Source organism: Pseudomonas sp. NFACC56-3, assembly GCF_900100025.1.
GTDB lineage: Bacteria > Pseudomonadota > Gammaproteobacteria > Pseudomonadales > Pseudomonadaceae > Aquipseudomonas > Aquipseudomonas fluorescens_AA.
This window is the reverse complement of the sequence record NZ_FMTK01000016.1, coordinates 118159-140478: the sequence shown is the minus strand read 5'-3', so window position 1 is coordinate 140478 and position 22320 is coordinate 118159. Positions and strand designations below refer to the sequence as shown.

Sequence of the window (22320 nt, the reverse complement as noted above, 5' to 3'; positions counted from 1 at the left end):
TGCCTTGGTGTTGGGGAGCGCTTCCAGTCGATCTGTTTCTGCGTGATAAATCACCAACTCATCTTTGGCGACATCAACACCCACGATCGGCTTTGCGACAGAAACCGGCATTGCCATTGAAAATCCTCCGGGCTAAGGTTTGAACACTTGAAGGGTTCACCCAGAGGCGCAGGCTTGTTCCTATCGTCGGTCTAGGCCAGATGCATTCTTTATCGGCGCTTGGGTGAAAGGAGGAGGGGTGAAATCTCCCACGGTCTGTACTGCGGCTAACAGTCAGAATCGAGCTTTGTCCCTCCTCCCCCCTTCAAGTCCTACCATACAAGCGAGCTTGCTCGCGATGACGACCCAGTCAGCGCCGCAAAAAAGCCTGATGCAACGCCTCCACCGTCTGGAAGTGATACGCCGGGCGCTCGGTGCTGAGTTCTTCGTGGCTGCCAAACCCATACCCGACCGCTGCCGCATCCAGACCATTGCTGTGGGCGCCGATCAGGTCGTGTTTGCGGTCGCCGATCATCAGGGTGCTGGCCGGGTCGAGGCCTTCTTCGGCCAGCAGGTGGGCGATCAGCTCGACCTTGTTGGTACGGGTGCCGTCCAGTTCGCTGCCGTAGATCACCTTGAAGTGCCGGGCGAAGTCGAAGTGGCGGGCGATTTCCCGGGCGAAGACCCAGGGTTTGGACGTGGCGATGTACAACTGGCGCCCCTGGCCGCCCAAGGTTTCCAGCAGCGGCATCACGCCGTCGAAGACCCGGTTCTCATAAAGGCCGGTGACCTTGAAGCGCTCACGGTAGAAATTCACCGCTTCCCAGGCCTTGGCTTCGTCGAAGTCGTAGAACTGCATGAAGGCCTGCAACAGCGGCGGGCCGATGAAGTGCTCGAGGCGGGTGAGGTCGGGCTCGTCGATGCCCAATTTGCTCAGGGCGAACTGGATCGAACGGGTGATGCCTTCGCGCGGGTCGGTGAGGGTGCCGTCGAGGTCGAAGAGTACAGTCTGGTAATGCATTGCAGTTCCTGGGAGTAGTGGGGCTGCTGTGCAGCCCAGCGGGAGCAAGCTCCCTCGCCACAATGAATAGCGGTGGCAGGCGAACCCGTCAGGCCTGGTCGTAGCCTTCGGCCAGATGCAGGTCCTTGAGCTTCACGTAGTTCGCCGCGCTGTAGGTGAAAAACGCACGTTCCTTGTCCGTCAGCGGCCGAACCTGCTTCACCGGACTGCCCACATACAAAAAGCCGCTCTCCAGCCGTTTGCCCGGCGGTACCAGGCTGCCGGCACCGATGATCACGTCGTCCTCGACCACCGCGCCATCCATCACGATGCTGCCCATGCCGATCAGCACACGGCTGCCCACCGAGCAACCATGGAGCATGACCTTGTGGGCGATGGTCACGTCGTCGCCGACCAGCAACGGGAAGCCATCCGGGTTGAAGGGCCCGGCGTGGGTGATGTGCAGCACACAACCATCCTGGACACTGGTACGCGCACCGATACGGATGCGGTGCATGTCGCCGCGAATGACCGTCAGCGGCCAGACGGAGCTGTCTTTGCCGATTTCGACGTCGCCGATCACCACCGCGGTGCTGTCGACAAAAGCGCCACGGGCTAGCCGCGGGCTGTGGTTCTGGTACGTGCGAAGGGTCACGATAGACTCTCTCTTATCCGGTGATAGGCGCTGCTAGCTGCGGTGAACGCCGATTGTAATTAAGATGGGCCGATGTTTCTTCCAGCCAAGGTGTCGACCGTGAGCGTGAACAACCCTCTTTTGCAGCCCTATGACCTGCCGCCATTCTCGGCGATCCGTGCCGAGCACGTGCAACCGGCCATCGAGCAGATCCTGGCTGATAACCGTGCGGCCATTGCCGAAATCCTCAAGACCCAAGTCCAGCAGCCTACCTGGGCCGGCCTGGTATTGGCGATGGACGAACTCAATGATCGCCTGGGCGCCGCCTGGAGCCCGGTCAGTCATTTGAACGCCGTGCGCAACAGCCCGGAACTGCGCGAAGCCTACGAGGCCTGCCTGCCGGCGCTGAGTGCCTACTCCACCGAACTGGGCCAGAACCGCGAATTGTTCCAGGCCTTCGAAGCCCTGGCGAACAGCCCGGAAGCCGCCGGTTTCGACGTGGCGCAGAAAACCATCCTCGAACATTCCCTGCGTGATTTCCGCCTGTCGGGCATCGACCTGCCGCCCGAGCAGCAGAAGCGCTACGCCGAGGTGCAGAGCAAACTGTCCGAGCTGGGCAGCCGCTTCTCCAATCAACTGCTGGACGCGACCCAGGCCTGGACCAAGCATGTCACCGACGAGGCTGCCCTCGCCGGCCTGACCGATTCGGCCAAGGCGCAAATGGCTGCCGCTGCCCAGGCCAAGGAGCTGGACGGCTGGCTGATCAACCTGGAATTCCCCAGCTACTACGCGGTGATGACCTACGCCGAAGACCGCGCCCTGCGCGAAGAAGTCTACGCCGCCTACTGCACCCGCGCCTCGGACCAGGGCCCGAACGCCGGCCAGAACGACAACGGCCCGGTGATGGAACAGATCCTCGACCTGCGCCAGGAACTGGCCCAATTGCTCGGTTTCGCCAACTTCGCCGAGTTGAGCCTGGCGACCAAGATGGCCGAATCCAGCGATCAGGTCCTCAGTTTCCTGCGTGACCTGGCCAAGCGCAGCAAGCCGTTCGCGGCCCAGGACCTGGAACAGCTCAAGGCCTATGCCGCCGAACAGGGCTGCCCCGACCTGCAAAGCTGGGACAGCGGTTTCTACGGTGAAAAACTGCGCCAGCAGCGTTACAGCGTGGCCCAGGAAGCCCTGCGCGCCTACTTCCCGATCGACAAGGTTCTGAGCGGCCTGTTCGCCATCGTCCAGCGTCTCTACGGCATCGAGATCGCCGAACTGAAAGGCTTCGACAGCTGGCACCCGGACGTGCGCCTGTTCGAAATCAAGGAAAACGGCCAGCACGTCGGCCGCTTCTTCTTCGACCTCTATGCCCGCGCCAACAAGCGTGGCGGCGCCTGGATGGACGGTGCCCGCGACCGTCGTCGCACCTTCGAAGGCGTCCTGCAAAGCCCGGTCGCGAACCTGGTGTGCAACTTCACCCCGGCCGACAGTGGCAAGCCGGCGCTGTTGACCCACGATGAAGTCACCACCCTGTTCCACGAGTTCGGCCATGGCCTGCATCACCTGCTGACCCGCGTCGAACACGCTGGCGTGTCCGGCATCAACGGCGTGGCCTGGGATGCCGTGGAACTGCCAAGCCAGTTCATGGAGAACTGGTGCTGGGAACCCGAAGGCCTGGCGCTGATTTCCGGCCACTACGAAACCGGCGAACCACTGCCCCAGGACCTGCTGGAAAAAATGCTCGCGGCGAAAAACTTCCAGTCCGGCCTGATGATGGTCCGTCAGCTGGAGTTCTCGCTGTTCGACTTCGAGTTGCATGCCACCCACGGCGATGGCCGCAGCGTGCTGCAAGTGCTCGAAGGCGTACGCGACGAGGTGTCGGTCATGCGTCCGCCGGCCTACAACCGTTTCCCCAACAGCTTCGCCCACATCTTCGCCGGCGGGTATGCGGCGGGCTACTACAGCTACAAGTGGGCGGAAGTGCTGTCGGCCGATGCGTTCTCCAAGTTCGAAGAGGACGGCGTGCTCAACGCAGCCACCGGTCGCGCCTTCCGCGAGGCGATCCTGGCCCGTGGTGGCTCCCAGGAACCGATGGTGCTGTTCGTCGACTTCCGTGGCCGTGAGCCGTCGATTGACGCACTCTTGCGCCATAGCGGCCTGACCGAGGACGCGGCAGCATGAGCGAGGGGCCTGTGATTACCAAACGACGCTTCATCGCCGGGGCGGTCTGCCCGGCGTGCAGTGAGCCGGACAAGTTGATGATGTGGAACGAAGACGGCGTGCCGCACCGCGAATGTGTGGCCTGCGGTTATTCCGACACCCTCAACGAGCAGGGCCTGTCGGTGCCCAAGGAACTGGGCACCCGCGTGAACACCCCGGCGCCCAAGGTGCCGGACGCCAAGGTCCAGGCGGTGCAGTTTTTCCCCAACCCCAAGTTGAAGAAAAAAACCGACTGACATCTGCGGCATCACCTTCCGGGCCGCCCGGCCCGGAAGCGATACATATTTACCACCGGGCCCGGGCCCTTCCTTTACAGACTGTCCAGCATGTACAGACTGACAGGAAGGTTCCCATGCTCGACGCTGACAATCCGCTGTTGCAGGCCTATGACCTGCCCCCGTTTGCCCACATCCAGGCCCGGCATTTCGCGCCGGCCCTGGACCGGATCCTGGTGGAAAGTCGAGCCCAAGTGGCCGATATCATCAAGACCCAGACCCCCTTTCCCACCTGGGATGACCTGGTGCTGGCCATGGACGAAATCCATGGGCGCCTGGAGAGCTTCGGCTATCTGCTGCATCTCCTGACCACGACCAGGCCAGGGGCGGCCTGGGCGCAGGCGTCCCTGGAATGCACTGAACGGCTGCATGACTTCCAGGTTGAACTCCAACAACACCCGACGCTGTTCACGCTTTACCAGCGCTTGTCAGACAGCCAGATCGCCGAGCATTTCGCCCCGGCTCGCAAACGGGTCCTGAAGAAAATCCTCGGCCAGTTCCACCAGAACAGGTCGGCAGAGCACCTGTCGGCCGACCTGAATCTGTTGAAGTTGCGCATCGACGAACTCCAGGGGTTATTCCTGGAGAACCTGCACATGGCCAATCAGGCCTGGAGCAAAGCGTTTGACGATGAAGCCCGGTTGAGCGGACTGCCGTCGCGCTTCAAACAACAGATGGCCCAGCGGGCACGTGACGCCGGGCGCCCGGGATGGTTGCTGACGCTCAGCGAAGAATCGTTTGGCATCGTCACTCAATACGCTGACAACCGCGCCCTACGTCAGCAGATGTACGAGGCCTACAGCACGCGCGCATCGGATCAAGGCCCCCAGGCGGGCCATTTCGACAACAGCGACATCCTCAGGCAGCTGCTGGAAGACCGTCATCGGTACGCCACCGCCCTGGGCTATTCGGATTTCGCTCAAATGGCGATCGAGCCCGAGCAAGCCGTGTCCACCGAAGAAGTCCTGGCGTTCCTGCGGGCCCAACTCAAACGACAGCACGGCGCTTTCGAGCGGGACGCGCGCCAGCTCAAGGCCTTTGCCACGCAACAGGGCTTCAACGAACTCCAGCCGTGGGATTACCCCTACCTGGCGAATCAACTTCGCCAGCAGGCCGCGGGCCTTTCCAAGGAGGCGCTGAGCGTCTGGTTCCCCTTGGAGTCCACCTTCGCACAACTATTGCTGATGGCGACGGAGCTGTTCGGGGTGAGCTTCGCTGAGCGACATGACGTGGCGACCTGGCACCCGGATGTGCGCCTTTTCGAAGTCAGCGAATGGGGATCGGTCATTGGCTACCTCTATTTCGATCCGTTTTCGGATGCAAGCCGAGACGGTTACCCCAATACCACCACCCTGCGCAGCCGCCGCATCACCGCCGAGGGCCGCCCGCGACATCCCATTGCGACGCTGCATGCCTGGCTACCGCGCAGCGTAGGGGCGGCCCCGGTCCTGCTCGATCATCTGCAACTGCGCATTCTTTTCCATGAGTTCGGTCATTGCCTGCAGCATGTCCTGACCCGTGCCGAATACCGTGACCTGTCGGGCATCTCTGGCCTGTCCCGCGACACCGCCGAATTTGCCGGGGTGTTGTTCGAGCAATGGTGCTTCTCCAGGCAATGCCTGGTGCGGGTCTCCAGGCACTATCAAACCGGGGCGACGATGCCCGACAAAGTCGCCGGCCAACTGCTGGCCTTTGCCACCACCCAGGCCAGTTGGGAAACCGCCGTCCTGTTGCGCAACGCGTTATTCGATATGGAGCTGCACCGCACCCACGGCGATGGGCGGACCGTCCAGCAGGTGTTCGATCAAGCCAGTGCGCAGGTGGGGCATTTGCCGGTGTCCGCGAACGAGCGCTGGCCCAATGGCCTGGATTACCTGGTGACCGGCTATGGCGCGCGGATCTACGCCTATGCCTGGTCGAAGGCACTGGCCGCCAAGGTGTTCCAGCGATTCCAGCGTGACGGGCTGTTCAACCCGGCAACAGGCCGGGCACTGCGCGAAACCATTTTTGCCCCGGGCGACTTGCGACCATTGGCCGAATCCATCGCCGCCTTTACCGGCACGCCGCCGATCAATGCTGCGGCAGCGCCACCTGGGGGTCGAGGTGCTGCGCCGGCGTCGTTGAATTGACCCAGCTTTCCAGGGAGCAAAGGGCAAAGACGCTGGTGCTGCAATCGCCGTTCGCCAGCGCCGTGCGGAGTTTGTCGATGTCGGCCTGCATCATGTAGCGCACCCCGTCCTTGAAGTGATGACTGTCACCGAAGCCACCTTCGGTCATTTCGTTCAGGGCGTCTTCTTTGCTCCAGCCCTGGACCAACACCCGGTACATGGCGGCCACCAGCCCGGTGCGGTCCGAGCCGTGCTTGCAGTGCATCAGCACCGGCCCCTTGGCTTCGGCCGCCTGGACGGCGCGCAAGGCCCTGAGTATGTCGCTGTCATCGACGTGATTGGTGCGATAGGGCAACTGCACCTGCTCGATGCCGGGGGTGGACAGCCAGCGCTTGTCCGACTCCGGCAGGAAGCTGATGACCGTGCCGATCCTGAGCTTCGTCAGCAAGGGCACCGCCCCGCCGTCCGGCAGGGAGCTGCGGTAGAGCGTGGGGGACATCTGATAGAGGTTGTAGTCCTTTTCCACTGGCTGCGCCCATTCGGCGGGTCTCGTCTCAGGGGAATCGGCCGCTTGGGCGGGCGCTTCGGCCAGCGCGGTGAGCAAGGCCAGGCAGAGCAACGAACGGGAGCAGAACTTGAGCATGCACGGACGACCGAAAATGAAGAAACACGGGAGGCTCAGTCTCGGCTCGCTGCGGTTAAAAGCCTGTGAGCAGAACGTCAAAGCGTTGTGAACGCCGATCCGTTATTTGGGCTGCTGAATGGCACTGGCCTTAATCGAACACAGCGAATACTGTATGCACATACAGCTTTCGGAGTATTCCCATGCCAGCCACCCTTCCACCGCGCGGCCGCGGCACCGCGACCAACCCGCACAACCGCTTCGCCCCGAGTCGCTCGGTGGCCGAAGATGACGGCTGGTATCAGGAAGTCCCGCAGACCCAGGGCACCGAAGTGCGCATCGAAACGGCGAAGACCATCATTACCCGCAACACCTCGTCCGATATCCCGTTCGACCGCTCGATCAACCCGTACCGAGGCTGCGAGCACGGCTGCATCTACTGCTATGCACGACCCAGCCATGCCTATTGGGACCTGTCGCCGGGGCTGGATTTCGAAACGAAGCTGATCGCCAAGACCAATGCCGCCGATGTGCTGGAAGAGCAATTGTCCCGGCGCGGCTATCAATGCGCACCGATCGCGTTGGGGTCCAACACCGATCCCTATCAGCCTATCGAGCGCGAACAACGGATAACCCGCAGGATTCTCGAGGTGCTGCTGCGTTATCGGCATCCGGTGACCATCGTCACCAAGGGTTCGCTGATCCTGCGCGACCTGGACCTGCTGACCGAGCTGGCGCAACAACGCCTGGTGCACGTGATGATCAGCCTCACCACCCTGGACGATGAACTCAAGCGCATTCTCGAACCCCGCGCGGCGGCGCCCAAGGCACGGTTGCGGGCGATCAAGGTCATGCGCGAGGCGGGGATTGCCGTGGGGGTGCTGTGCGCACCGATGATCCCGATGATCAACGACAGCGAGATCGAGAGCCTGCTGGCCGAAGCCCACGCCGCCGGCGCGCAGAATGCCGCCTACGTCATGCTGCGCCTGCCGCTGGAAGTCGCGCCGCTGTTCGAGCAGTGGTTGCAGGCGCATTACCCGCAACGCGCCGCTCACGTACTGAGCCTGGTGCGCCAGAGCCGCGGTGGCGAACTGTATGACAGCCGCTTCGGGGCGCGGATGCGCGGAGAAGGCCCGTTCGCCGACCTGCTGGCCCAGCGATTCGCCAAGGCACTCAAGCGCCTGGGACTGGACCGCCGCGACGGCTACAATCTTGACTGCGATGCCTTCTGTCCGCCGGGCCGACAGATGTCGTTGATTTGATTAAAGTTGAACCTGGAATGGCTCTGGACATGATCTGCGCCAGCGTTTCGCCACCTCTGAAATCATTGTCCTAGAGCCTTCGATTTCAGTTTGAGTTAAGTTTCGGCCGCTACCTTGTTCAGCAAGTGACTGACAGGTCGAACACCCGACCTGGACGTATTTTAACCAGCCACTGGCGTCTCAAAAGAGGATGAATCATGAGTGACAAGGATAAACAGCCGTTGGCTGCGTCGGCTTCAGCCCAACCCGAGGCGGAAACCGCCGATGCAGCGCTGCAGCATATTGTTGACGGCTTTTTGCATTTCCATCACGAGATCTTTCCGCAACAGGAAGAACTCTTCAAGAAACTCGCCACCGCCCAGGCACCCCGGGCGATGTTCATCACCTGCGCCGATTCGCGCATCGTGCCCGAGTTGATCACCCATAGTTCCCCCGGCGACCTGTTCGTGACCCGTAACGTCGGCAACGTCGTACCGCCTTACGGGCAGATGAACGGCGGCGTCTCCACCGCCATCGAATACGCCGTGCTGGCCCTCGGTGTGCAACACATCATTGTCTGTGGCCATTCCGACTGCGGCGCCATGCGTGCCGTGCTCAACCCCGACACCCTGGAAAAAATGCCCACGGTCAAGGCCTGGCTGCGCCACGCCGAAGTGGCCAAGACCATGGTCCATGACAACTGTCCGTGCGGCGACGAAAAACAGACCATGCCCGTCCTCACCGAAGAAAACGTGATCGCGCAGCTGCAGCATTTGCGAACGCATCCCTCGGTAGCGTCGCGCATGGCCAGCGGTCAGTTGTTCATCCATGGCTGGGTGTACAACATCGAGACCAGCGAGATCAAAGCCTTTGACGCGGACCAGGGACGTTTCCTGCCGCTCGATGGCAGCCATCCGATACCGGTGGCGACGCCCAAAGCGCGCTTCTAACCACTCTTAAACTTGTGTGGTTCAAGCCTTGCCGCCATTTGCGCGGCAGGGCCTCGCCATGCCTGAAGAAAACTTCGGGAGAGTTGCCATGCGTGCTGCTCAATTAAAAGCTGTTCTGCCACGGGAGCTGTTGGCTTCGGTGGTTGTGTTTCTGGTGGCCCTGCCTTTGTGCATGGGTATCGCCATCGCCTCTGGCCTACCGCCGGCCAAAGGTTTGATTACCGGGATCGTCGGTGGTCTGGTGGTGGGTTTCCTGGCCGGCTCGAAGCTGCAAGTCAGCGGCCCGGCCGCCGGCTTGGCAGTGTTGGTGTTCGAGCTGGTGCGCCAGCATGGCGTGGCGATGCTCGGGCCGATCCTGTTGCTGGCCGGTCTGCTGCAATTGTTGGCCGGGCGTTTTCGCCTGGGCTGCTGGTTCCGGGTCACCGCGCCTGCCGTGGTGTACGGCATGCTCGCGGGTATCGGCGTACTGATCATCCTGTCCCAGGTCCATGTGATGCTCGACGCCGCGCCCAAGCCCTCCGGGCTGGATAACCTGGCGGCGTTCCCGGCGGCGGTGGCCCAGGCCCTGCCGTCCTTCGGCTGGCAGGCGGGCCTGCTCGGTCTGTCGACGATTGCGGTGATGTGGCTGTGGGAAAAGTTTCGCCCCCACCGCTTGCGCTTCATTCCTGGCGCCTTGCTGGGTGTCGGCCTGACAACCGTCGCCAGCCTGCTGCTGGCCTTGCAGGTCAAGCGTGTGGAAGTGCCGGAGAACATGGCCGAAGCCATTGATTGGCTGCGCCCGGCGGACCTGCTGAACCTGGCCGACCCGACGCTGCTGATCGCCGCGTTCGCGGTGGCTTTCATCGCCAGCGCCGAAACCCTGCTGTCAGCGGCCGCCGTCGATCGCATGCACAGCGGTGAACGTGCGGACTTCGACCGGGAGCTGTCGGCGCAAGGTGTCGGCAACATGCTCTGCGGCCTACTCGGCGCTCTGCCGATGACCGGCGTGATCGTGCGCAGCTCGGCCAACGTCCAGGCCGGGGCCACCACGCGGATGTCGACGATTTTCCACGGCCTGTGGTTGCTGCTGTTCGTATTGTTCCTGTCCAGCGTGCTGCAAAGCATTCCGGTGGCGAGCCTGGCGGGTGTGCTGGTGTACACCGGTTTCAAACTGGTGGACCTCAAGGCGTTTCGCAGCCTGGGCCGTTATGGCCGGATGCCGATGTTCGTTTACGCCGCGACGGCGTTGGCGATCATCTTCACCGACCTGCTGACCGGCGTGCTGATCGGTTTCGGCCTGACCCTGGCGAAACTGGCCTGGAAAGCCTCGCGCCTGAAAATCAGCCTGATCGACCTGCCCCAGGAAGGCGAGATGGAACTGCGCCTGGTCGGGGCGGCCACCTTCCTCAAGGTGCCGGCATTGACCCAGGTACTGAGCACCATACCCACCGGCGCGACCGTGCATGTGCCGCTCAATAACCTGAGCTACATCGACCACTCGTGCCTGGAGTTGCTGGAAGAATGGGGCCGGGCGAACGCCAGCAAGGGTTCGAAGCTGCTGATCGAATCCCGTGGGCTCAAGCGCAGGTTGGAGGGGCGGCTGCGCACGACCGTGGGGGTTGGCGCGGCGTCCGCCTGACACCCAAGAAACCCTGTGGGAGCGAGCTTGCTCGCGATAGCGGTGTGTCAGGCAACTGTGATGTTGCTGGTCCAATGCAATCGCGAGCAAGCTCGCTCCCACAGTGGACTGTTGCTGGACACACGCTTTATGAACAACCCGGATTCAATGTGGGAGCGAGCTTGCTCGCGATGGCGGTGTCAGGCAACTGTGATGTTGCTGGTCCAATGCAATCGCGAGCAAGCTCGCTCCCACAGGGGCTGTTGCTGGACACCTATTTTGTGAACCACCCGGATTCAATGTGGGAGCGGGCTTGCTCGCGAAGGCGTAGTGTCAGGCACCTCATTCGCTAACCGATACACCGCTTTCGCGAGCAAGCCCGCTCCCACAGGGGTTATGTGTTTCGGCCGAATCAAGCCGCCGGCTGATCCAGCTCCAATCCCACGCCCAGACGACGGGACATGCACGGCCAGCGCTTCCAGGCCGCGCCGGTTTCCGGGCTGCTGAGCTTCTCGCGGTAGGTTTCTACCGACTCCAATGCAAACGTCTCGTCGTTGAGCATCTCATCGAACGTGTGATGGACCACTTCATCGAGTTGGTTGGCAAATGCCTCACCGATCAACTGGTGGGCGATCAGATTGGCGACCGTCATGTCCAAGGGGATCAATGGCTGGCCGAAATGCTTGATGTACAGGTCGTTGACCTCTTCGACGAACCGATGCGCCAGGTAGGCTTCGTCCAGGAGGCTGTCGAGCCCGACATGCCCGGCCATGATGGTCGGCGGCTGGAGGAAGTACTGTTCGGCAATCTTCAGTACCGGTTTGATCTGCGACTCGATACCCGCCTCCCTGGCGACATCATTGGCTGCATCCAGCAGGTCGGGGACCTCATCAATGTAGGCGGCGACAAAACGCGCCAGGACGTCGTTGGCGTTCGCGTCCGGCAATTGAATGGCTCGGTGCAGGTTCGGCAGTTGGGCCGTCAACTGACGGGTCAACTGGCCGGTCTCGGCTTCGTGTTGTTGGGCTTTTTGGATCTGCTCGCGCAATGCGGCGGTGTTCATGACAACTCCAGGAAACAAAGGCAAAGAAATAGGGAAGACATAACTTAGCTGGCCCAAAAACACTCCTAAGACCTATTTTTCATAACCGCCTCGTCCTTGCTGCGTCGCAGTTATATCGGTTTGCCATCACTCAGGCTCGCATCCTTCTCCATTCGCGGGCTCTAGCGCAAGCCCCGGCTGTTTCAAACGATTTACGCCATCGCGTTGCGAGGTTGCAGGTGCTGTCTATACTCGGGTTGGAATGGAGTTAGCTGATGACACCCGATTGCATGTGCAGCAAGGCGCGGCGGTTCAAGTTGGTAGTCTGAAGTAGCCGATCCCTTGCCGCAGGCGTTACGCCTACGGGATAACAAGAACGATAAGGGGAACCCGCAATGACGCGACATCCACACGTATGGATGGGCCTCCTGTTGTGGTCGATTTTCAGCCAGGCACAAGCGGCCTGGACTGTGAATATGGCGCCTGGAGCCACACAGATCAGCAACGCAGTGTTCGACCTGCACATGACCATCTTCTGGATCTGTGTGGTCATCGGCATCATCGTCTTCGGCGCCATGTTCTGGTCGATGATGATGCACCGCCGCTCAACCGGCCAGAATGCCGCGCATTTCCACGAAAACACCCGCGTTGAAATCCTCTGGACCATCGTGCCCTTCGTGATCCTGGTGCTGATGGCGATTCCCGCCACCGCCACCCTGATCAAGATGTACGACTCCAGCGAGTCGGACATCGATATCCAGATCACTGGCTATCAATGGAAATGGCACTACAAGTACCTGGGCCAGGACGTCGAGTTCTTCAGCAACCTGGCGACCCCCGCCGAACAGATCCATAACCAGAGCGCCAAGGGCGAGCATTACCTGCTGGAGGTCGACAAGCCACTGGTGCTGCCGGTCGATGCCAAGGTGCGCTTTCTGGTGACCTCCGCCGACGTGATCCACTCCTGGTGGGTACCAGCCTTCGCGGTCAAGCGCGATGCGATCCCCGGGTTCGTCAACGAAGCCTGGACCCGTGTCGACAAGCCCGGCCTGTACCGCGGCCAGTGCGCCGAGCTGTGTGGCAAGGACCACGGTTTCATGCCGATCGTGGTGGAGGTCAAGAGCAAGCCCGACTATGAGAAATGGCTGGGCGAACGCAAGGCCGAAGCCGCGCAGCTTAAAGAGCTGACCAGCAAGGAATGGACGCGCGAAGAACTCGTTGAGCGCGGCGACAAGGTCTACCACACCACCTGCGTGGCCTGTCACCAGGCCGAAGGCCAGGGCCTGCCGCCGATGTTCCCGGCACTCAAGGGCTCGAAAATCGCCACAGGGCCCAAGGCCGATCACCTGAGCATTGTCTTCCACGGCAAGCCGGGCACCGCCATGGCCGCGTTCGGCAAACAATTGTCGGAAGTCGATATCGCCGCGGTCGTGACCTATGAACGTAACGCCTGGGGCAACAACAAGGGCGACATGGTGACGCCGAAAGAAGTGCTGGAACTCAAACAGGCGGAAAGCCAATGAGCCGGCCTGACGCTTGTTCCCGCAACCGGTCGGGGCTCATTGCCCCGCGCCGTCCAGCCCACTCGTTCGAAGGAGACAGGACATGAGTGCTGTGATCGATGACCACGGTCATGCCGGCGCCGACCACGCCCACGGCCCCGCCAAGGGCCTGATGCGCTGGGTGCTGACCACCAACCACAAGGATATCGGCACGCTGTACCTGTGGTTCGCCTTCTCGATGTTCCTGCTGGGCGGCTCGTTCGCCATGGTGATCCGCGCCGAGCTGTTCCAGCCGGGCCTGCAGATCGTGCAGCCGGAATTCTTCAACCAGATGACCACCATGCACGGCCTGGTGATGGTCTTCGGCGCGGTGATGCCGGCGTTCGTCGGCCTTGCCAACTGGATGATCCCGTTGATGATCGGTGCGCCGGACATGGCCCTGCCGCGCATGAACAACTTCAGCTTCTGGCTGCTGCCGGCCGCGTTCCTGATGCTGGTGTCGACGCTGTTCACCCCGGGGGGCGGGCCGAACTTCGGCTGGACCTTCTATGCCCCGCTGTCCACCACCTATGCGCCGGAAAGCGTGACGTTCTTCATCTTCGCCATCCACCTGATGGGCATCAGCTCGATCATGGGCGCGATCAACGTGATCGCCACCATCCTCAACCTGCGCGCCCCCGGCATGACCCTGATGAAAATGCCGCTGTTCGTCTGGACCTGGCTGATCACCGCGTTCCTGCTGATCGCGGTGATGCCAGTGCTGGCCGGCTGCGTGACGATGATGCTGATGGACATCCACTTCGGCACCAGCTTCTTCAGTGCCGCCGGTGGCGGTGACCCGGTGCTGTTCCAGCACGTGTTCTGGTTCTTTGGCCACCCCGAGGTGTACATCATGATCCTGCCGGCCTTCGGTGCCGTCAGCTCGATCATCCCGGCGTTCTCGCGCAAGCCGTTGTTCGGCTACACCTCGATGGTCTACGCCACGGCCGCCATCGCGTTCCTGTCGTTCATCGTCTGGGCGCACCACATGTTCGTGGTCGGCATTCCGTTGGTGGGCGAGCTGTTCTTCATGTACGCCACCCTGCTGATCGCCGTGCCCACCGGGGTGAAGGTGTTCAACTGGGCGAGCACCATGTGGCAAGGCTCGCTGACCTTCGAGACGCCGATGCTGTTTGCCGTGGCGTTCGTGATCCTGTTTTCCATCGGCGGTTTCTCCGGGCTGATGCTGGCCATCGCCCCGGCGGACTTCCAATACCAGGACACCTACTTCGTGGTCGCGCATTTCCACTACGTACTGGTGCCCGGCGCGATCTTCGGGATCTTCGCCTCGGCCTACTACTGGCTGCCGAAATGGACCGGCCACATGTACGACGAAACCCTCGGCAAGCTGCACTTCTGGCTGTCGTTCATTGGGATGAACATGGCGTTCTTTCCGATGCACTTCGTCGGGCTGGCGGGCATGCCCCGGCGGATCCCCGACTACAACCTGCAGTTCGCCGACTTCAACATGGTCTCGTCCATTGGCGCATTCATGTTCGGCACCACGCAGATCTTCTTCCTGTTCATCGTGATCAAGACCATCCGCGGCGGCCCACCCGCACCGGCCAAGCCTTGGGACGGTGCCGAAGGGCTGGAGTGGAGCGTGCCGTCGCCGGCGCCGTATCACACCTTTACCACGCCGCCGGAAGTGAAATGAGATGACACAGAGGACCTGTGTGGGAGCGGGCTTGCTCGCGAATCAGACGACGCGGTCTAACAGAAACACCGCGTCATCGTTCTTCGCGAGCAAGCCCGCTCCCACAGGGTTCGGTGCAAGGAGCCGCGTCCATGGCTGATTCGATTTCGATGAAAAAACTGGTCACCCGCCTGCTGGTGGTGGTGGTGGCCATGTTCGTCTTCGGGTTTGCCCTGGTGCCGATCTACGACGTGATGTGCAAGGCGTTCGGCATCAACGGCAAGACCGCCGGGCAATACGAAGGCGAGCAGACCGTCGATGAATCGCGCCAGGTTCGCGTGCAGTTCCTGTCGACCAATTCGGTGGACATGCCCTGGGACTTCTACCCCAAGGGCGATCAGTTGGTGGTCCAGCCGGGGGCGGTGAACGAAATGGTGTTTGTCGCCCACAACCCCACCGACCGGCCGATGAGTGCCCAGGCGGTTCCGAGCATCGCACCCAGCACCGCGGCGGCGTATTTCCACAAGACCGAATGCTTTTGTTTTACCCAGCAAGTGCTGCAACCCGGCGAACGCATCGAAATGCCCATGCGCTTCATCGTTGACCGGGACATGCCCAAGGAAGTGAAGCATCTGACGCTGTCCTACACGCTGTTCGACATCACCGCTCGTCATCCACCGGTGGCTTTAAACACTGACCGATAGCGTGCCCGATAAGGAGAACAATAAATGGCAACTCACGAACACTATTACGTTCCGGCCCAGAGCAAATGGCCGATCATCGCCACGGTCGGGATGTTCGTCACGGTGTACGGCCTGGCGACCTGGTTCAATGACCTGAAAGCCGCCCGGCCCGAATCCCACGGCCCGCTGATCTTTTTCGTCGGCGGCCTGTTGGTGGCCTACATGCTGTTCGGCTGGTTCGGCGCGGTGATCAAGGAAAGCCGCGCCGGGCTGTACAGCGCCCAGCTCGACCGCTCGTTCCGCTGGGGCATGAGCTGGTTCATCTTTTCCGAGGTGATGTTTTTCATCGCGTTCTTCGGCGCCCTGTTCTATGTGCGCATGATCTCCGCACCGGGCTTGGCGGGCGAAGGCACCAAGGGCCTGTCACACATGCTCTGGCCGAGCTTCGAGTTCGCCTGGCCGCTGCTGAACAACCCCGACCCGAAACTCTTCCCGGCGCCCAAGGACGTCATCAGCCCCTGGGGCTTGCCGCTGCTCAACACCATCTTGCTGGTCAGCTCCAGCGTCACGGTCACCATCGCCCACCATGCCCTGAAAAAAGGTCATCGCGGCGCGCTAAAGATCTGGCTGGCCATCACCGTCCTGCTGGGTTGTGCCTTCCTGGGCTTCCAGGCCGAGGAATACATCCACGCTTATAAAGAACTGGGCCTGACCCTGGGCTCCGGCGTCTACGGCGCGACCTTCTTCATGCTCACGGGCTTTCACGGCGCCCACGTCACCATCGGCACGATCATCCTGTTCGTCATGCTGATGCGCATCATGCGCGGGCACTTCGACAACGAGCACCAGTTCGGCTTCGAGGCGGCGAGCTGGTACTGGCACTTCGTCGATGTGGTGTGGATCGGCTTGTTCATCTTCGTCTACGTGCTCTGAACAGCCCTCACCAAGGCACGTGAGACACCAACTGGCCGCTGAAGAAACCCCAGGCGATCAAGCCGACGGTGACAGCGGCCAGGCTGACCCGCACCGCCAGGGCGATAACCAGGCGATTGGAATCGCTGTCGTCCTTGACCAGAAAAAACAGGCCACTGAACAGGCTGGCAATCGTGGCAATCAGCATCAGGACGATGGCTGCTTTTAGCATCAGGAACACTCCGGAGGGACGCGATGCACGTGAGTATAGCTATCCCGATGAACCGCTTTCGGACGGCGCCATGAAAGGTTTCCGGCCGGGCATCGTGCCGTCTTTGGTGGTGGCCGTGCTGGTGCCGGTGATGGTGTGCCTGGGGTTCTGGCAATTGAGCCGGGGCGAACAGAAGCGTGTGCTCATGGACACTTACGCCGAGCGCCGCGTGGCGCCGCCGATGGACAGCACCGAGCTGGCGCACACCACCGACCCGGCCTTTCGAGCGGTCACGCTGCAGGGCCAGTTCGACGCCGAACACAGCATCCTGCTGGATAACCGCCAACACGACGGCAAGGTCGGCGTCGAGTTGCTGCAACCGTTCCTCGACCACCGGACCGGGCTCTGGCTGCTGGTCAATCGCGGCTGGCTGCTCTGGCCGGACCGGCGCACCCCGCCGGTCTTCGACACGCCGGAACAACCCGTCAGCCTCCAGGCCTGGGTCTATGTCGCACCGGGCGCGACGTTCCAGCTCCACCCCGACCCGACGGGCGCCCCCTGGCCGCGACTGGTTACCGCCATCGAGCCGGACAAGCTCTGGGCCGACCTGGGTCGCAGTGGCTTCGCCTATGAAATGCGCCAACAAAACGGCCCCGGCGCCTACCGCACCGATTGGCCGGTGGTAGCCATGAGCCCGGAAAAACACCTCGGTTATGCCGTGCAGTGGTTCGCCATGGCGGCGGCCCTGTTCGGCCTTTTTCTTTATCTCGGATGGCACAACGCAGGGAGACACCATGGGAAGCACCATGAATCCAACCAACACGTCTGAGGCGCCCGCGGCACACAACCGTCGCAAGGGCCGCGTGCAATTGCTGCTGATCTTGCTGGGGGTGATCGGCCCGATGATCCTGGCCACCGGCATGTACAAATTCCAGTTTTGGGTGCCCGACAGCCGCAGCTACCACGGCGAACTGATCGGCACCGGCCAGACCCGCGCCGAGATTGGCGTGCAGGCCGATGAACAGCGCTGGCAGATCCTGGTCACGGCGCCACAGGAATGCTCGGTGGATTGCCGGCAATTGGTGTACCTGGCCCGGCAAGTCCAGATCGGCCTGGGCCGCGAAGCCTCTCGCGCCAGCCATGCCCTGGCGGTGGCGCAACCGTTGGACGCCGAGTACGACGCTCAACTGCAACGCGAATACCCGCAACTTCAACGCTACCCACTGGACCTGCCGGCCTATCAGAAAGGCGCCCAGGGCTCCGGTGGCGCCCAACTGTGGATCATCGACCCCCACAGCAATCTGGTGCTGCGCTACGACGCCCGGGTCAAGGGCAAGGACCTGCTCAACGACCTGCGCCACTTGCTGAAACTGTCGAACATCGGATGAGGGCATCGACATGGCCAAACCTGGATTTCGCCTCGCGCTGTTTGCCACGCTGCTGGCACTGATCGTCGTCCTGCTGGGCGCCTACACCCGGCTCACCCACGCCGGCCTGGGTTGCCCGGACTGGCCCGGTTGCTACGGGTTCATCAGCGTGCCCAAGAGCGAAGCCCAACTGGCCCATGCCGAGTTGCACTTTCCCGATGCCCCGGTGGAAGCCCACAAGGGCTGGAACGAGATGGTCCATCGCTACTTCGCCGGGACCCTGGGCTTGATGATCGTCGCGTTGGCGGCACGGTCCTGGATGAACCGCCACCGCCCGGGCCAGCCATTGAAGTTGCCGTTGTTCCTGCTGGCGGTGGTGTTTGCGCAAGCCGCGTTCGGCATGTGGACCGTGACCCTGAAACTGTGGCCGCAGGTGGTCACCGGACATTTGCTGGGCGGCTTCGCGACGTTGAGCCTGCTGTTCCTGCTGACCTTGCGATTGTCCGGCGTGCTGCCGGCGCTGACCGTGCCCAAACGCCTGCAACACTGGGCCACCGCCGGGCTGTTGCTGGTGATCGGCCAGATTGCCCTCGGCGGCTGGGTCAGTTCCAATTACGCCGCCGTGGCCTGTATCGATTTCCCCACCTGCCACGGCCAATGGCTGCCACCGGCCGATTTTGCCAACGGCTTCCACCTGACCCAACACATTGGGCCGAACTACCTGGGCGGGCAGCTCGACAGCGACGCCCGCACTGCCATCCACCTGACCCACCGCATCGGCGCCTTGCTGGTGACGGTGGTGCTGATGGGGCTGGCCTGGCAATTGAAGACCGTCGGCATGACCCGCCTGGCCGGGCTGGTGCTGACGGCACTGGCCGCGCAGATCACCCTGGGCATCAGCAACGTGCTGTTCCATCTGCCGTTGCCGGTGGCCGTCGCCCACAACGCCGGGGGCGCCGCGTTGCTGCTGACCCTGGTATTGGTCAACTATCACGCCCGTACCAGCCTGGTCCGGGTCAAGCATCAAGTCCCGCTGCGCTGGCGGTTCAACCCGCATAAACACGGCGCCAGCCCCCTAACAATAAAAGGAGAGATGCCATGGCAACCTTGACCGGTGAACGCCACAGCCAAGCGATATGGCGCGATTACCTGGAGCTGACCAAGCCCAAAGTGGTGGTGCTGATGCTGATCACCTCACTGGTGGGCATGTTCCTCGCCACCCGCGCCGGCGTGCCGTGGACGGTGCTGGTGTTCGGCAACCTGGGCATCGCCCTGTGTGCCGGCGGCGCGGCGGCGGTCAACCATGTGGTGGACCGGCGCATCGACGCAGTCATGGCCCGCACCCACAAACGGCCACTGGCCGAAGGGCGAATCTCCCCCGCCGCCGCACTGACCTTCGCCCTGGCCCTGGCCGTGATCGGCCAAGCCTTGCTGCTGGCCTTCACCAACCCACTGACAGCCTGGCTGACCCTTGCCTCACTGCTGGGTTATGCGGTGGTCTATACCGGCTTCCTCAAACGCGCGACGCCGCAGAACATCGTCATCGGCGGCCTCGCCGGCGCGGCGCCACCGCTGCTGGGCTGGGTGGCGGCCACCGGGCATGTCAGCGCCGAACCGCTGCTGCTGGTGCTGATCATCTTCGCCTGGACCCCACCGCACTTCTGGGCCCTGGCCATCCACCGCAAAGAGGAATACGCCAAGGCCGACATCCCGATGCTGCCGGTGACCCACGGCGAGCACTACACCAAGATCCATATCCTGCTGTACACCCTGGTGCTGCTGGCGGTGAGCCTGATGCCGTTCGTGATCCATATGAGCGGGATGCTCTATCTTGTTTGCGCGCTCGTACTGGGCGCCCGGTTCCTGCAATGGGCCGTGGTGTTGTACCGTGGCACTCGGCCGCACGCGGCGATCAATACGTTCAAGTACTCTATCTACTACTTGTTCCTGCTATTCATCGCCCTGCTTGTAGATCATTACTTACTGTTGAGCCTATGACTCGAACCCAGAAAACCGTCTTCATCCTTGTGGCCGTGATCGCGCTGATCCTCGGCCTGACCATCAACAAGGTGCTGTCCGGCAAAGGCCAGGGCGACCCGACCGCGCTGATCGACGCCGGCATCATCCTGCTGCCCCAGAGCCGCAACCTGCCGGACGTGAAAATGACCGACCAGGACGGCCAGCCCGTGGCAATCGATGGTTTGAAGGATAAATGGAGCCTGCTGTTCTTCGGCTACACCTTCTGCCCGGACATCTGCCCCACCACCCTCGCCCAACTGCGCCAGATCAAGAGCGAGTTGCCGAAAGAGGCTGTGGATAAGTTGCAGATCGTACTGGTCAGCGTCGACCCGAACCGCGACACGCCCAAGCAGCTGAAGCAGTACCTGGGGTACTTCGATCCTCAGTTCATCGGCCTGACTGCCTCGTCTGTCGAAGACCTGCAGAAACTGGCGAATGCGGTGAGCATTCCGTTTATTCCGGCGGATACCAGCAAGCCCAACTACACGGTTGATCACAGTGGCAACCTTGCGGTGATCGGGCCGGACGGCACCCAACGCGGGTTTATTCGTGCGCCGTTGAATAATCAGAAGCTGGTGGCGCAGTTGCCGGAGATGCTGAAGCGCAAATAGCCCTCCCAGGGGCATGCCGCTCAGCTAAGCCATGCCGATTCCTTGTGGTGAGGAAATCCATTGTGGCGAGGGAGCTTGCTCCCGCTGGGCTGCGCAGCAGCCCCCAAAAAGCGGAACACGATCAACATGGCACAACGCGATGGCCGGGTTCAGAGCGAGGGGCGAGAGGCCTCCAGCCCCCAATCTCTCTGTGGGAGCGGGCTTGCTCGCGAAAGCGGCGGGTCAGCTTGCATCAATATTGAATGTGCCGCCTTCTTCGCGAGCAAGCCCGCTCCCACACCGGGTGGTGGTGAACACAGCATCTGCAACAGCTCCCAATCCCTGTGGGAGCGAGCTTGCTCGCGATGAAATCGACACGGTTCCAGACCAAAACAAGTCTCCCGCATCGCCGGTAAACCCGGCTCCTACAGCCCCCACCTACACACCTCCACCAACCCACGCATCCTTGCGCCTTTGCCTACAACTACGCCAGAATCCGCCCGCTTGTGCGCCTTGTCCCGGGGTTCTATTGTTTCCCTGCCACTGCCCATCAGTGGTCGGGTTTAGTAGCCCGGTTCACACCTCGGTTGTACAAGTCTCATCAGTCAGGCATTTGCCTGTTCTTGATGGTGGCTGTGCGCATGGCGCCTTCGGGCGCGCCGGTTTTGGTGTGATTCGCCGGTCTACTAACTTGCGCACAGCCGCCACCCTTCCGTTTAGTAGCGAGATGGAGCGGCTCCTTACGAGGATCACACCAATGTTCAAAGCTACTCCGAATCCCCCAGAAGCAGATTCCACAGCACAGTCCGCAAAATCCAAAGCCAAGCAGCAAGACGAAACCACCAAACGCGTGCTCGATCACTACTTGCTACCAAAATCGGAAAAATCTCAAGACGACACCAAACCGGGCCAACTCTTCACCGTCGTGAAAGGCCTCGATGACGAATGCTTGCTCGCTAATCTCAGTGAGACGCTGGCTTCCGCTGATGCGATGGTGAGTGATCTGGCGTTTGATCTGGATGGATCGAGGCGTCATGTGGCTCAGGGGATTCAGCAGTTGATTGAGCTGAGTTCGTTGTTGGCGAATCGGGTGTTGGATAACGTAGAACCGCGCCAATAGTATTTTGTTCGCTAACGAGAAACCCGACGCCTTGCGTCGGGTTTCTCGTTTTTTCGTCCCTGGAAGCGGACGAATAGGCTCTAAATATCCTCCATTTCTTAGCCCTTGCCCGATATGACGACTAAGGCTCGGGGGTCGTCTTCGGCTTGAACGGGGTCTTTGCCAGGCCCTTGAAATCCGGAACGACCGCCTCCGGCTTGACCGTAGCCTCCGCCTCGCCCTCGGTATCCGAACTTTCCGCCTCCGGGTGGAGCTTAGCCTCCGATTGACCTTTAAAACCCACATCGACCTTTTTGTCTTTTGAGCTCATGACCCTGCACTCCCATGCAGTAAATGAACCTAGAAAGTGCCGGACTCGGTCGTATCTGACTACTGTCAGAATTGTCAGTTTTTTATATTGTTTCCGAACTTACATGTTCTGCGAGCTTCCATAAAGCCATACCCTTAGGAACATTAATGACGTAAAAAGCGTAAAAGTAAAAAGGGGACGCATTTATTTTCTGACATTGTCCCTTTTTTCAACTTGATGAGGGAGCCTGGATGATGATCCCACGGCCCCGTATTATCATCAGGAGGTTAAAA

The 22320-nt window shown here is 61.5% G+C and carries 22 protein-coding genes and 1 pseudogene; 16 read left to right on the top strand and 7 right to left on the bottom strand.

From position 1 onward, the window contains the following. From BLO80_RS30345 to BLO80_RS20570, 3 genes and pseudogenes are all read right to left on the bottom strand, one after another. Nucleotides 1-117 (bottom strand): annotated as a pseudogene (locus BLO80_RS30345) (IS110 family transposase); the annotation flags it as partial. 232 nt (nucleotides 118-349) lie between these two features. Then, a complete protein-coding gene (locus tag BLO80_RS20575; RefSeq protein WP_060739818.1) occupies nucleotides 350-1000 on the bottom strand; it encodes an HAD family hydrolase in 651 nt (216 codons plus the stop codon). Between the two features lie 88 nt (nucleotides 1001-1088). Continuing rightward, entirely contained in the window at nucleotides 1089-1634 is a 546-nt protein-coding gene (locus tag BLO80_RS20570; RefSeq protein ID WP_092334373.1) for a gamma carbonic anhydrase family protein, read from the bottom strand. Between the two features lie 99 nt (nucleotides 1635-1733). Here BLO80_RS20570 and prlC point away from each other — a divergent pair, with 99 nt between their 5' ends. From prlC to BLO80_RS20555, 3 genes are all read left to right on the top strand, one after another. After that, complete coding sequence (prlC, locus tag BLO80_RS20565) at nucleotides 1734-3785, top strand: oligopeptidase A (protein WP_092258364.1); 2052 nt, start codon at nucleotides 1734-1736, stop codon at nucleotides 3783-3785. Further along, nucleotides 3782-4060 (top strand): YheV family putative zinc ribbon protein, encoded by a 279-nt coding sequence (locus BLO80_RS20560; protein ID WP_092204877.1) that lies wholly within the window; start codon nucleotides 3782-3784, stop codon nucleotides 4058-4060. The genes prlC and BLO80_RS20560 overlap by 4 nt, the downstream gene beginning before the upstream one ends. A 116-nt stretch (nucleotides 4061-4176) precedes the next feature. After that, nucleotides 4177-6228 carry a M3 family metallopeptidase gene (locus BLO80_RS20555; RefSeq protein ID WP_092334375.1) on the top strand — a complete coding sequence of 684 codons (2052 nt, stop codon included), beginning with the start codon at nucleotides 4177-4179 and terminating at the stop codon, nucleotides 6226-6228. Here BLO80_RS20555 and BLO80_RS20550 read toward each other — a convergent pair. Continuing rightward, nucleotides 6170-6850, bottom strand: a complete 681-nt coding sequence (locus BLO80_RS20550) for a phosphatase domain-containing protein (RefSeq protein ID WP_092334377.1) — start codon at nucleotides 6848-6850, stop codon at nucleotides 6170-6172. The genes BLO80_RS20555 and BLO80_RS20550 overlap by 59 nt on opposite strands. Nucleotides 6851-7032: 182 nt before the next feature. Here BLO80_RS20550 and BLO80_RS20545 point away from each other — a divergent pair, with 182 nt between their 5' ends. The 3 genes from BLO80_RS20545 to BLO80_RS20535 all read left to right on the top strand — a co-directional run bounded on the left by BLO80_RS20545 (nucleotide 7033) and on the right by BLO80_RS20535 (nucleotide 10638). After that, nucleotides 7033-8091, top strand: coding sequence for a PA0069 family radical SAM protein (locus BLO80_RS20545; protein WP_092334379.1), 1059 nt, complete (start codon nucleotides 7033-7035; stop codon nucleotides 8089-8091). Between the two features lie 197 nt (nucleotides 8092-8288). Then, on the top strand, nucleotides 8289-9020 hold the full coding sequence (locus BLO80_RS20540) for a carbonic anhydrase (RefSeq protein ID WP_092204874.1): 732 nt from the start codon (nucleotides 8289-8291) through the stop codon (nucleotides 9018-9020). Nucleotides 9021-9108: 88 nt separating this feature from the next. Then, nucleotides 9109-10638 carry a SulP family inorganic anion transporter gene (locus BLO80_RS20535; RefSeq protein WP_092334381.1) on the top strand — a complete coding sequence of 510 codons (1530 nt, stop codon included), beginning with the start codon at nucleotides 9109-9111 and terminating at the stop codon, nucleotides 10636-10638. A 391-nt stretch (nucleotides 10639-11029) separates the two neighbouring features. On the opposite strand, the gene BLO80_RS20530 is transcribed toward BLO80_RS20535, so the two are convergent. Continuing rightward, a complete protein-coding gene (locus BLO80_RS20530) occupies nucleotides 11030-11680 on the bottom strand; it encodes a hypothetical protein (RefSeq protein ID WP_025211149.1) in 651 nt (216 codons plus the stop codon). A gap of 374 nt (nucleotides 11681-12054) precedes the next feature. Here BLO80_RS20530 and coxB point away from each other — a divergent pair, with 374 nt between their 5' ends. From coxB to BLO80_RS20510, 4 genes are all read left to right on the top strand, one after another. After that, nucleotides 12055-13182, top strand: coding sequence for a cytochrome c oxidase subunit II (coxB, locus tag BLO80_RS20525; RefSeq protein WP_092334156.1), 1128 nt, complete (start codon nucleotides 12055-12057; stop codon nucleotides 13180-13182). A gap of 82 nt (nucleotides 13183-13264) precedes the next feature. After that, on the top strand, nucleotides 13265-14857 hold the full coding sequence (gene ctaD / locus BLO80_RS20520; protein WP_092334158.1) for a cytochrome c oxidase subunit I: 1593 nt from the start codon (nucleotides 13265-13267) through the stop codon (nucleotides 14855-14857). A 131-nt stretch (nucleotides 14858-14988) separates the two neighbouring features. Next, complete coding sequence (locus BLO80_RS20515; protein WP_092334160.1) at nucleotides 14989-15540, top strand: cytochrome c oxidase assembly protein; 552 nt, start codon at nucleotides 14989-14991, stop codon at nucleotides 15538-15540. 24 nt (nucleotides 15541-15564) lie between these two features. After that, the gene (locus BLO80_RS20510) at nucleotides 15565-16452 is read left to right on the top strand and encodes a cytochrome c oxidase subunit 3 (protein WP_092334162.1); all 888 of its coding nucleotides are present in this window, start codon (nucleotides 15565-15567) and stop codon (nucleotides 16450-16452) included. Between the two features lie 7 nt (nucleotides 16453-16459). Here the strand turns inward: BLO80_RS20510 and BLO80_RS20505 are convergent, their stop codons facing one another. Continuing rightward, the gene (locus BLO80_RS20505; RefSeq protein WP_092334164.1) at nucleotides 16460-16663 is read right to left on the bottom strand and encodes a twin transmembrane helix small protein; all 204 of its coding nucleotides are present in this window, start codon (nucleotides 16661-16663) and stop codon (nucleotides 16460-16462) included. Nucleotides 16664-16733: 70 nt separating this feature from the next. Here BLO80_RS20505 and BLO80_RS20500 point away from each other — a divergent pair, with 70 nt between their 5' ends. The 6 genes from BLO80_RS20500 (at nucleotide 16734) to BLO80_RS20470 (ending at nucleotide 21738) form a co-directional block, all read left to right on the top strand. Continuing rightward, a complete protein-coding gene (locus tag BLO80_RS20500) occupies nucleotides 16734-17471 on the top strand; it encodes an SURF1 family protein (protein WP_092334166.1) in 738 nt (245 codons plus the stop codon). Next, nucleotides 17437-18030, top strand: coding sequence for a hypothetical protein (locus tag BLO80_RS20495; protein WP_092334196.1), 594 nt, complete (start codon nucleotides 17437-17439; stop codon nucleotides 18028-18030). Before BLO80_RS20500 ends, BLO80_RS20495 begins: the two co-directional genes overlap by 35 nt. 10 nt (nucleotides 18031-18040) lie before the next feature. Continuing rightward, entirely contained in the window at nucleotides 18041-19120 is a 1080-nt protein-coding gene (locus BLO80_RS20490) for a COX15/CtaA family protein (RefSeq protein ID WP_092334168.1), read from the top strand. Further along, entirely contained in the window at nucleotides 19108-20007 is a 900-nt protein-coding gene (cyoE, locus tag BLO80_RS20485) for a heme o synthase (protein WP_072347596.1), read from the top strand. Before BLO80_RS20490 ends, cyoE begins: the two co-directional genes overlap by 13 nt. Further along, nucleotides 20004-20639, top strand: a complete 636-nt coding sequence (locus BLO80_RS20480; RefSeq protein WP_025211139.1) for an SCO family protein — start codon at nucleotides 20004-20006, stop codon at nucleotides 20637-20639. Before cyoE ends, BLO80_RS20480 begins: the two co-directional genes overlap by 4 nt. A 736-nt stretch (nucleotides 20640-21375) precedes the next feature. Then, nucleotides 21376-21738 carry a DUF6124 family protein gene (locus BLO80_RS20470; protein WP_092334172.1) on the top strand — a complete coding sequence of 121 codons (363 nt, stop codon included), beginning with the start codon at nucleotides 21376-21378 and terminating at the stop codon, nucleotides 21736-21738. A gap of 121 nt (nucleotides 21739-21859) precedes the next feature. Here the strand turns inward: BLO80_RS20470 and BLO80_RS20465 are convergent, their stop codons facing one another. Then, complete coding sequence (locus tag BLO80_RS20465; protein ID WP_092334174.1) at nucleotides 21860-22048, bottom strand: hypothetical protein; 189 nt, start codon at nucleotides 22046-22048, stop codon at nucleotides 21860-21862. Nucleotides 22049-22320: the final 272 nt, after the last annotated feature.

What these genes read in the sequence shown, in the direction of transcription:
- BLO80_RS20500 (WP_092334166.1), top strand. Translation starts at nt 16,734, where the DNA reads ATGAAAGGTTTCCGGCCGGGCATCGTGCCGTCTTTGGTGGTGGCCGTG.
- BLO80_RS20550 (WP_092334377.1), bottom strand. Translation starts at nt 6,850, where the DNA reads ATGCTCAAGTTCTGCTCCCGTTCGTTGCTCTGCCTGGCCTTGCTCACC.
- BLO80_RS20535 (WP_092334381.1), top strand. Translation starts at nt 9,109, where the DNA reads ATGCGTGCTGCTCAATTAAAAGCTGTTCTGCCACGGGAGCTGTTGGCT.
- BLO80_RS20495 (WP_092334196.1), top strand. Translation starts at nt 17,437, where the DNA reads ATGGGAAGCACCATGAATCCAACCAACACGTCTGAGGCGCCCGCGGCA.
- BLO80_RS20505 (WP_092334164.1), bottom strand. Translation starts at nt 16,663, where the DNA reads ATGCTAAAAGCAGCCATCGTCCTGATGCTGATTGCCACGATTGCCAGC.
- BLO80_RS20545 (WP_092334379.1), top strand. Translation starts at nt 7,033, where the DNA reads ATGCCAGCCACCCTTCCACCGCGCGGCCGCGGCACCGCGACCAACCCG.
- BLO80_RS20490 (WP_092334168.1), top strand. Translation starts at nt 18,041, where the DNA reads ATGGCCAAACCTGGATTTCGCCTCGCGCTGTTTGCCACGCTGCTGGCA.
- BLO80_RS20515 (WP_092334160.1), top strand. Translation starts at nt 14,989, where the DNA reads ATGGCTGATTCGATTTCGATGAAAAAACTGGTCACCCGCCTGCTGGTG.
- BLO80_RS20510 (WP_092334162.1), top strand. Translation starts at nt 15,565, where the DNA reads ATGGCAACTCACGAACACTATTACGTTCCGGCCCAGAGCAAATGGCCG.
- cyoE (WP_072347596.1), top strand. Translation starts at nt 19,108, where the DNA reads ATGGCAACCTTGACCGGTGAACGCCACAGCCAAGCGATATGGCGCGAT.
- BLO80_RS20470 (WP_092334172.1), top strand. Translation starts at nt 21,376, where the DNA reads ATGTTCAAAGCTACTCCGAATCCCCCAGAAGCAGATTCCACAGCACAG.
- BLO80_RS20575 (WP_060739818.1), bottom strand. Translation starts at nt 1,000, where the DNA reads ATGCATTACCAGACTGTACTCTTCGACCTCGACGGCACCCTCACCGAC.
- BLO80_RS20530 (WP_025211149.1), bottom strand. Translation starts at nt 11,680, where the DNA reads ATGAACACCGCCGCATTGCGCGAGCAGATCCAAAAAGCCCAACAACAC.
- BLO80_RS20465 (WP_092334174.1), bottom strand. Translation starts at nt 22,048, where the DNA reads ATGAGCTCAAAAGACAAAAAGGTCGATGTGGGTTTTAAAGGTCAATCG.
- BLO80_RS20555 (WP_092334375.1), top strand. Translation starts at nt 4,177, where the DNA reads ATGCTCGACGCTGACAATCCGCTGTTGCAGGCCTATGACCTGCCCCCG.
- coxB (WP_092334156.1), top strand. Translation starts at nt 12,055, where the DNA reads ATGACGCGACATCCACACGTATGGATGGGCCTCCTGTTGTGGTCGATT.
- BLO80_RS20560 (WP_092204877.1), top strand. Translation starts at nt 3,782, where the DNA reads ATGAGCGAGGGGCCTGTGATTACCAAACGACGCTTCATCGCCGGGGCG.
- ctaD (WP_092334158.1), top strand. Translation starts at nt 13,265, where the DNA reads ATGAGTGCTGTGATCGATGACCACGGTCATGCCGGCGCCGACCACGCC.
- BLO80_RS20540 (WP_092204874.1), top strand. Translation starts at nt 8,289, where the DNA reads ATGAGTGACAAGGATAAACAGCCGTTGGCTGCGTCGGCTTCAGCCCAA.
- BLO80_RS20480 (WP_025211139.1), top strand. Translation starts at nt 20,004, where the DNA reads ATGACTCGAACCCAGAAAACCGTCTTCATCCTTGTGGCCGTGATCGCG.